The organism is Gloeocapsa sp. DLM2.Bin57, from assembly GCA_007693955.1.
In the GTDB taxonomy this organism is placed as follows: domain Bacteria; phylum Cyanobacteriota; class Cyanobacteriia; order Cyanobacteriales; family Gloeocapsaceae; genus Gloeocapsa.
This window is the reverse complement of record RECR01000025.1, coordinates 1-9,254: the sequence shown is the minus strand read 5'-3', so window position 1 is coordinate 9,254 and position 9,254 is coordinate 1. Positions and strand designations below refer to the sequence as shown.

Annotated in this window: 11 protein-coding genes; 1 reads left to right on the top strand and 10 read right to left on the bottom strand. The window is 37.2% G+C overall.

Features of this window, described 5'->3' with window-relative positions; genetic code table 11:
• From EA365_00760 to EA365_00715, 10 genes are all read right to left on the bottom strand, one after another.
• A partial coding sequence (locus EA365_00760) for a DUF202 domain-containing protein (GenBank protein ID TVQ49038.1) occupies window positions 1-427 on the bottom strand: 427 nt, incomplete at its 3' end.
• Between the two features lie 9 nt (window positions 428-436).
• A complete protein-coding gene (locus EA365_00755) occupies window positions 437-1,141 on the bottom strand; it encodes a hypothetical protein (protein ID TVQ49037.1) in 705 nt (234 codons plus the stop codon).
• A complete protein-coding gene (locus tag EA365_00750; GenBank protein ID TVQ49036.1) occupies window positions 1,138-1,995 on the bottom strand; it encodes a ParA family protein in 858 nt (285 codons plus the stop codon). Before EA365_00750 ends, EA365_00755 begins: the two co-directional genes overlap by 4 nt.
• A 117-nt stretch (window positions 1,996-2,112) precedes the next feature.
• Entirely contained in the window at window positions 2,113-3,186 is a 1,074-nt protein-coding gene (cax, locus tag EA365_00745) for a calcium/proton exchanger (GenBank protein TVQ49035.1), read from the bottom strand.
• Between the two features lie 102 nt (window positions 3,187-3,288).
• Window positions 3,289-3,861 carry a Uma2 family endonuclease gene (locus EA365_00740; GenBank protein TVQ49034.1) on the bottom strand — a complete coding sequence of 191 codons (573 nt, stop codon included), beginning with the start codon at window positions 3,859-3,861 and terminating at the stop codon, window positions 3,289-3,291.
• A gap of 21 nt (window positions 3,862-3,882) precedes the next feature.
• A complete protein-coding gene (locus tag EA365_00735; protein ID TVQ49033.1) occupies window positions 3,883-5,307 on the bottom strand; it encodes a deoxyribodipyrimidine photolyase in 1,425 nt (474 codons plus the stop codon).
• A 14-nt stretch (window positions 5,308-5,321) separates the two neighbouring features.
• Window positions 5,322-5,870 carry an NUDIX hydrolase gene (locus EA365_00730; protein TVQ49032.1) on the bottom strand — a complete coding sequence of 183 codons (549 nt, stop codon included), beginning with the start codon at window positions 5,868-5,870 and terminating at the stop codon, window positions 5,322-5,324.
• On the bottom strand, window positions 5,860-6,360 hold the full coding sequence (folK, locus tag EA365_00725) for a 2-amino-4-hydroxy-6-hydroxymethyldihydropteridine diphosphokinase (GenBank protein ID TVQ49031.1): 501 nt from the start codon (window positions 6,358-6,360) through the stop codon (window positions 5,860-5,862). Before folK ends, EA365_00730 begins: the two co-directional genes overlap by 11 nt.
• Window positions 6,361-6,467: 107 nt before the next feature.
• Window positions 6,468-7,085, bottom strand: a complete 618-nt coding sequence (locus EA365_00720) for a cupin (GenBank protein ID TVQ49030.1) — start codon at window positions 7,083-7,085, stop codon at window positions 6,468-6,470.
• A gap of 6 nt (window positions 7,086-7,091) precedes the next feature.
• Window positions 7,092-8,471 carry an aldehyde dehydrogenase gene (locus EA365_00715; GenBank protein ID TVQ49029.1) on the bottom strand — a complete coding sequence of 460 codons (1,380 nt, stop codon included), beginning with the start codon at window positions 8,469-8,471 and terminating at the stop codon, window positions 7,092-7,094.
• A 265-nt stretch (window positions 8,472-8,736) separates the two neighbouring features.
• Here EA365_00715 and EA365_00710 point away from each other — a divergent pair, with 265 nt between their 5' ends.
• On the top strand, window positions 8,737-9,192 hold the full coding sequence (locus EA365_00710) for a DUF29 domain-containing protein (protein ID TVQ49028.1): 456 nt from the start codon (window positions 8,737-8,739) through the stop codon (window positions 9,190-9,192).
• Window positions 9,193-9,254 lie beyond the last annotated feature (62 nt).

Below are 9,254 nucleotides of genomic sequence, written 5' to 3'. Positions count from 1 at the left end.
CTATCTGAGCATGGGGATAAATAACCACTCCTCGCCAAGGGGTAGATAGAGATGTAGCAATAAAAGCTAATACCCCAATAGCTACTAGAATAGTTGCTACTATTGTACTCAAAGAACGTTGTTCAGTATAGACATAATTGAGTTGATGAATTTTACGTAATTCTTTACGATGTTGGTAGATTGCACCTACTAAAGCAAAGACACCTAAAGCAATAAAAGACAACCCAAACCATCTCGATAACCGTAATGTGTGATTAGTTGCTGCAGAAGTGCTGTAAATAGCGTTAAGAACGCGATCTAGACTAAACCCAAAGGTAATCAAAGATAAACTCGTACGAATCCAAGCCATTAATGTTCTTTCTGCTGCTGCATAATTGCGCTTTTTGGCTAATTCTACTTGAGGGTTATATGGTTCGGGCAGTTTCATGGGAACTTATCACCAATTATCAATAATTTCCAACATTTTTCGCTCATTAATTGCTTTAATAGTTTTATTCCCGCGGGGAATTTTCACTCTATCTACTATAGCGGTTAAACTATCAAAAGGACGCTCATTAATAATTGCTTCGGTTATAGTTAAGGCTTGCTTAGTATTTATACCTAGTTTCCTTAGTTTTTTACTTAATGTATCCCCATCCCATTGATTAAAAGCTGCTAAAGGTTCTACCCTTTCTGGTAATCTGGTTTCTAACTCGGTTAGTTTTTTTTCTAAATCTAGTTTTAAGCTTTTTTGTTGCTCTTGTAACTCTTTAAAGCGTGTTTCTAAACGATTTTCTAGATTATTTAAGCGTCCATCATTATTGCTATCACTATTATTTTCTGTATTAGTAACAAAGCGTAATAATTCTACTTGTTGCTCTAAAATTTCTTCATTTTCTCCCTCTAATACGTAAGCATTAATCATCTCACCTTTACGTAAGTCGATTTCTCTAGCCCTAACTGCTGCATAATATTCTAAATGTCCTGAGATTACCTCAAAAGATTCTAAACTGGTGCGACGTAAAACCAGTGGATTAATTAAGCCTTCTACTGCTAGGATTAGCTGGGCGATCGCTTCGATTTTATCTTCGGGAAATTGCGATCGCGGTATAGGGGAACTGATTTTTCTAACCGCGACTAAAAGGGTGGATAATTTACTCATATACTTCCTATTTTAGTTAAGACTTCTTCTGCTAGTAAGTTAAATTCGTTAGCTGCTTTACTATCTGGTTTATAATCGAAAACAGAGCGAGGATCTGGTATATCTATAACTCCAATGATCTGAATTTGTTCTAGAGATTTAGCTAAATCCTCGCGATCATAAATTATAGTGTCAAATAGGGGTAATTTATAACGTTCTTTAATTATTTCTAGACGGTTTTTCAAAGTATGTTCTATAAACTTAGGATTAGTTGATATTTTAGTAGGAAGAACACCGAGAATCTGAACCTCTTCTAAGCCTAATTGCTTTCTAAAGGTATTATTAGCTTTGACAAAGCCTTTGACGTTATTTAATCCCTGATTAGCAAAAGGTTTTAAGTCTGAGGGAATAATCAGATAATCTGCGGTAATTATAGCGATACGGGCGTAGAGATTCAAGGATGGGGGAGTATCGATGAGTACTATATCATAATCATCTTGAACATCTTGTAGTTTTGAGCGCAATAATAACCTACTATACTCAAGACTAATTAAATCTTTTTCCGCATTCATTAAGTCAATATGAGCAGGTACTACATCTATTTCTGGTTCTGTAAAAACTGATTTACGGGCTACTTCAGCAATTGAGAAAAGTTCTTCTGATGCTAAAACTTGCAATACATTCTTATCTTTGATATTGTCAAATAACTCATCCTCAAACTTGACCAATCCAGTAGCGTAAGTAGTATTAGCTTGACTATCTAAATCAATGACTAAGACTCTCTTACCCATTTTGCTATATGCTGCTGCTAGATTAACAACAGTGGTGGTTTTACCTACTCCACCTTTATTGTGATAGATGGCGATCGTTTTCATTGGGGTTAATGTTTAATTACTTGTGCTATTATTAATAATACCCTTTAAAGTATAGTTTCTCTCAAATTGTCAGTTAAATAAAGCTAAAAATTTTGGGGGCGAAGATCGCCCCTACTTTTAAGGATGAAAATAAAAGGCTAAAGCCAGAATAGTATAAGTAGCTAGTAACAAAACCCCTTCTAACCAATTAGATCTACCATCGGAACTAATGGAATTAGCTAATAATACCGAAACGATTACGGCTACTACTTCAAAGGGATTAAAGTCTAAATCCATGGGTTGACCAATGATACGCCCCGCTATTACTAATACAGGAGCGACAAATAAAGCGATTTGGAGACTAGATCCTAAAGCAACGGACATAGCTAAATCCATCTTGTCTTTCATAGCGACAATTACCGCGGTAGCGTGTTCTGCTGCGTTACCGATAATTGGTAATAAGATCACACCTGTAAATAATTGATTAAATCCTAATTGACTAGTAGCTTCTTCCAAAGAATCCACTAATAATTCTGACTCAATAGCTACACCAAGGGTAACAATCACTAATACTCCTACCCACAACCACAGATTGACTTTAGTTTCTGGTGTGTCTCCTAAATCACTTTCTGCTACCCCCACATCATAGAGGTAAGCGTGAGTCTTCATCGAGAATAACAAAGTTAAAGCATAAACTAGGATTAACACCACCGCTACAGCTACAGATAAATTCTGCATGGTTACACTAACAATCCCATCGGAGGTATAATCTACAGCGGTAGGCAGGAGAATCGCTACTACAGCTAGATTCATCGCTGAAGCATTTAAGCGAGCTGCTATAGGTTGAAAGGTTTGTTCTTTATAGCGTAAACCCCCTAAAAATATCGAGAAACCCAACACCAACAACATATTACTGATGATTGAACCCGTTAGGGTTGCTTTGACTACGCCAATTAAACCCGCTTTGAGAGCAAAAAAAGCGATAATTAGTTCAGTTGCGTTACCAAAAGTAGCGTTTAACAATCCTCCCAGATTTGGACCTACTACTACTGCTATTTCTTCCGTTGCCGTACCCATAAATGCAGCTAAAGGAACTATCGCTAATGCAGCGGTAGCGAATATTGCGACTGCTTCCCAGTGGAGAAAGTGAGCTACTACCGAAACGGGAATAAACAGCAGCATCACAGCAAATATCTTGTTTTTGGTTGGCATAAAAACTGGTTTAAAGTACGTTAGAAGTAAAGAATAAGCTTTTCATTAAAGCTCAAGAATATTTTACTGCTAATTTACGAGTTCGCTTATTGGAGAGTTCCCTTAATCAAAAATCCCTATTTCTAATTTAAATCCAGGTAAAACATCCTCTCCTGATAAACAGGTAGGTAAAGCAAGAATTTCCACTGGCTGACTTTGACGATAGATTGCTACTTGTTGTTCTTGAGGATCGATTAGCCACCCTAAGCGTAACCCATTATCTAAATATTCTGCCATTTTCTCTTGTAAGGATTTTAGGGAATCGGTGCGAGAACGCAACTCAATGATAAAATCGGGACACAGAGGCGGAAACTTTTCTTGATCTTGGGCGCTTAAGCTTTCCCACCTGTCTCGGCTAACCCAAGCCACATCGGGAGAACGTTCACCCCCTTTGGGTAATCGAAAGCTAGTCGAAGAGCTAAACACCTCTCCTAGTTGGCTTTGGCGATTCCAAATATTAACGTCAGTGATCAGCTCAGCTTCCCGCTTGCCACTTTTCCCACCAATTGGGGGCATAATTAATAATTCTCCCTTGGCATTGCGTTCTAACTTCAAGGTTTCATTGTCTTGACAGAGGTTATAGAATTGTTCTTCGGTTAAGTTCACCGAATTTAGGTTTAAGATTATGGTATTCATAAGAATGGGCGAATAATTTTTTCAATTAGAGTTTTTCACCTGTTCGTAAAGACGTTTAAACTCTCTCTGTTGGTATTGGTGATTGACAATGGGTTGGGGATAATCCTGATTGTCGCTTAACCAAAGAGGAATTTTACCAGTTACTAAATATTCTGTATCAATTGAACTTAATTCAGGTAACCATTGACGAATATATTCAGCGTCGGGGTCAAATTTTTGGGCTTGACTAGCGGGGTTAAAAATCCTTAAGGGTTTAGGATCCATTCCTGAAGATGCACTCCATTGCCATCCTCCATTATTAGCACTTAAATCGCCATCATAGAGGGTTTGCATGAAATATTTTTCACCCCATTGCCAATTAATAATTAAATCTTTGGTGAGAAAACTAGCGACAATCATCCGACAGCGATTGTGCATCCAACCAGTTTGATTTAATTGTCTCATGGCTGCGTCAACGATGGGATAACCGGTTTTTCCTTCACACCAAGCTTGAAAATCTTGTTGATTATTTTGCCAGGGAAAGTGTTTAAATGCTTCTCTATATGCTCCTGTGGCTAATTCAGGGAAAAAATATAAAGCGTGTTGATAGAATTCTCGCCAACATAATTCTTGTCGCCAAGTTTGGATACTCGCTAGACTTTCCTCACTGCGACAGTTTTCGGCTATTATTTCTGTAGCTTGCCAAATTGTCCTAATCCCGATCGCCCCAAATTTTAAAGCTGCACTCAGTTGAGAAGTACCGTCTCTAGCAGGAAAGTTACGCTCTTCTTGATAACTTTCGATTATATGCTGACAAAAGTATTCTAGACGTTCTGTAGCTGCTTTTGTTCCTGGTTGTAGAGGTAAGGGATTATCCCAACTATAACCTAGTTCTGCTGGGGTGGGTAATTCTGGTAAGGTAAATTCGGCGATCGCTGTTAATTCTGCTTCGGTTAACTTAGCTAAAGCGACTGGAGGAGAAACAGGATTACTTTTAGCTTGTTTTGACCAATTGCGCCAAAAAGGAGTATACACCTTATAGGGTTCACCATTATTAGTCAGGATTAAACCTGGAGAGTGTAAAAGTTGGTCGGGAGTTTCTTCTACTTGAATCTTATTTGCTTGGAGAAGTTGGCTAACTTGGCGATCGCGTTCTCGACCATAGGGTTCTACATCTTGATTCCAATATACTTTAGTTGCTGTTAATCTTTTAGCTACTTCAGGTATCACTACAAATGGCGCTCCTTGAAGTAGTAATAACTCTCCCCCCAATTGGCGATATTGTTGTTGTAAATCCGCTAGACACCCTAACATATAGGTTATTCTAGCTGGAGCTAAATCTTTACTGTTGAGAATACGGGGGTCAAAGCAAAAACAACCAATAACTCTAGTTTTCTGGTGACAAGCCAAATTTAGTCCTAGGTTATCGATTGTTCTTAAATCACGACGATGCCAAAAAATCATCATTTCAATAACTGTATTTATTTTAACAAATGACGAGCTAAAAATAAACTTGCGATGGATTTTGCATCTACCCCTACTCCTGAGTGAATAGCTTCTTCTAATTCTTGAGGAGTCATCATCACTACCTCGATATCTTCGTCTATATCTTGTTGGGGGGGTTGTGCTAGTTTTTCTAAGTCCGTAGCTAAAAAAGCGTGGATATATTCAGAGGAATAACCAGGAGCTAGGGGAAATTTAGCGATAAATTGCCAAGAATGAGCTGTATAACCGGTTTCTTCCTCTATTTCTCGTTTTACCGTCTCTGCTGGGTCTTCGTTAACTTCTACCGTACCCGCGGGAAACTCCAACAGACGTGTAGCTACCGCAAAGCGATATTGTTTAACTAAAATTAGTTTACCATCTCTAGTCAAAGGTATCGCCAAAGCTCCACCAGGGTGACGAATAGATTCTAATTCTGCTTCTACTTGATTAGGAAGACGAAATTTAGCCACTTCAAAGCTAAAAAGACGACCCTGATAGTCAAGACGTTTTTTAATTAGTTTAGGGGGTTCGTGATTAGAAGTCATCTTTATAGTTTATCTGTTCTAGTAGTGAGGCGATCGCTTTTTGAGAAACTGGATCTATCCAATCAGGAGCGATTTCAGCCAAGGGGACAAGTACAAAAGCTCTCTGGTGCATCCGAGGATGAGGAATTTGTAAACTTGGTGTCTCTAAGATTATATCTCCATAGAGCAACAAATCTAGATCTAGAGTTCTCGGTCCCCATTTTAGGGTACGTACTCTGCCAAATTTAGCCTCAACCTCTAAAAGTTTAGTTAATAACTCTTCGGGAGTTAAAGTTACTTCTAAAATAGCACAACCATTGAGATAATCTGGTTGAATAGGTCCAATTGCTTTAGTTTGATACCAATTAGAGCAAGAAATAAGGCTAATTTCAGGTATTTTGTCTAATTCTGTGACAGCATTCTCTAAAATCGACAGAGAATCTCCCTGATTACTACCTAAAGCTATAGCAACCTTAAAAAGCAGATTCGATTTAGCTTTCTGTTGTGACAAAAAAACCTCTCGTAAAACTCTCTATAATTAATTTACACTCTCGGGCTAAATGCTACCGCATTATAACGGGAGTACTCTCGCGCGAGATAGGGGTTTTTCCTATTTTTTCAAAAGTTTTTGGCTTGATGAGTTATTGGATTATATTCGTATCTATTCGCAAAATCCGTTACACCATAGAGATTAAAAGTTATAGTGGGTTCATCTCCTAAAGATTCGATGCTATGAATAGCATTAGATGTAAAAGCGATGATATCTCCTGGAAATAAGACCTTTTCTCCTACTAACTCTAATTTTTCTCCCGATTCGCCACAACGTCGCCATAATTTATTTTTTTCCTGACCACTGATTACCCCAACTATTCCCCAAGTTCCATGATTATGGATAGAGGAAACCTGTTGAGGTAACCAAACTACGTTTTGAATCGTTAGGGGGTAGTCTAAGTCTTCATAGAGAGGTTTTACCGCACAATTTACCTTACCAGATGGTTGAATATAATCTGATTGCAACCAATAACATTCAGTTAACAATTTTCTGATTTTAGGAATCACCCGACGAATAATTGCTAACTCATCGGTTACAGAATTGACGATATCTTCTAACTCTGTCAAAAAACGATAAAGTCTATAGGAATGTTCAGAGTATTGTTCTTTTTGGCGCTGATATTCTTCGATTAAACCATCGTCATTAACTAGGTAATTGCGTAACTGGTCTCTATCGTATAACATTATTTTCTAAATTTTAAACATTTTCTTGAACCTCTCTAACTTATTAGTATAGGGAGCATAACGCCAATTTAGGTCAAAACGAAAACCTTTTTTTAAGACACTTTTATAGTGAGAAAAGGTTTGAAAACTCGCTTTACCGTGATAATTCCCTATACCGCTATCTCCTACCCCTCCAAAAGGTAAACTAGAGACAACAACCTGCATAATCGTATCATTGAGACAGACTCCACCTGAAGAAGTCTCCTTCAGTACTTGTTGCTGTTTTTGCTTATTATTAGAGAACAAATAAAGTGCTAAAGGTTTCGGACGACTATTGATTAGTTTAATGGCTTCCTCTAGACTATCGTAAGTCAAAATAGGTAGAATAGGTCCGAAGATCTCCTCTTCCATCACGGGAGTATCTAAAGAGACATCTTCTAGTAAAGTCGGACTAATGTAAAGATTATCTTGGTTATAATCTCCACCGTGGAGAATCTTACCCTGAGATAGTAAAGAGACTAAGCGATCGCAATGACTAGGACTAATGATTCTAGCGTAATCTGGACTAGTTGCGGGATTGTCTCCATAAAAGTTCAAAATACAGTTTTTGATTTCTGTCACTAGTTGAGGTTTAATCCTTTCATCTACTAACAAGTAATCAGGAGCAATACAGGTTTGTCCTCCATTAATAAATTTACCCCAAGTAATGCGTTTAGCGGTTTCTTGTAGATTAATTTCTGAATCAACTATACAGGGACTTTTTCCACCTAATTCTAAAGTAACAGGGGTAAGATGTTCCGCTGCTGCTTTCATGATAATCTTACCGATGCGAGTACCACCAGTAAAGAAGATATGGTCAAATTTTTGTTTTAATAACTCTTGAGAGACTTCTACTCCACCTTCGATAACTGTGACAAAGGAAGGATCAAAAGCCTGATTGATGATTTGATTAACTATTTTAGAGGTATCGGGGGCTAGTTCTGATGGTTTGAGTATAGCACAGTTACCCGCGGCGATCGCCCCTACTAAAGGACTCAACACTAGAGAAAAGGGATAATTCCAAGGACCAATAATTAATACTACTCCCAAGGGTTCAGGATAAATCAAAGCTTGAGAGGGAAATTGTTGTAAATCACTTTTAACCCTTTGAGGTTTACTCCACTTGGGGAGTTGTTTTAAAGCTAGGTCAATTTCTTGGACAACTGCGATAATATCGAAGTATCCCTCAAATTCTGGCTTATTTAAATCTGCTTTTAAAGCTTTGAGAATATTTTCTTGCTGAGAAGCAATTATCTCTTTTAATCGCTGTAGTTGTTGTAACCGAAAGGAAATATCTTTAGTTTTTCCAGTGGCGAAGAAACTTCGCTGTTGTTCAAGTATCCCAGAAATGGAGGTTAGAGTTAGCATAGAGTAAGTTAAGATTTGTAAAGAGTTTACTAATCATCATAGCAAAAATAGAACTTCCGAGGAAAGGAGTTAGGGTTTAGGTATTAGGTTGAATAGTTTTAGGTGCTATTAATTATATTTATAAGTGCATGAATGCCTCATTCTTAATTCTTAATTCTTCATTTACCTTTTGCCTTATTATAAATTCTCAATCTACCTAACAATATAGATTTTAACCTGAACCTAGTATCGTCGAAAAAAACTTGTCAATTGGAAAGATATTAATATGGTCTTAGATAACTTTAAAAAAGCTAATTTATTGTATGAACAAGATTATTACTTGTGGATTGAACAAACTATTAATTTATTACAAGATCAAAAATTTTCTGAAATTGATTTAGTTAATTTAGTTGAAGAAATAAAAGATATGGGTAAGAGTGAAAAAAGAGCGATTAACAGTAACCTGCGCATTCTGTTAATGCACTTACTCAAATATCGTTATCAATCAGAAAAACGTAGTAATAGTTGGTTATTTACCATCGTTGAACACCGTAAAAGAATTCAGGAATCTTTAGAAATTAGTCCTAGTTTAAAAGCTTATTATCATGAAGTCTTTGCTAAATGTTATCAAGATGCTCGGGAATTAGCAGCAGCAGAAACTGGTTTAAGTATTGATTTATTTCCCCCAACTCCTATTTTTACTCCTGAAAATGTTTTAAATTCTGATTATTTACCACTCTAAGGAATACCCCAGGGCTATTTCATTCTAAAAAACTCCAAAATATGCTTAAGTCCAAAACGACA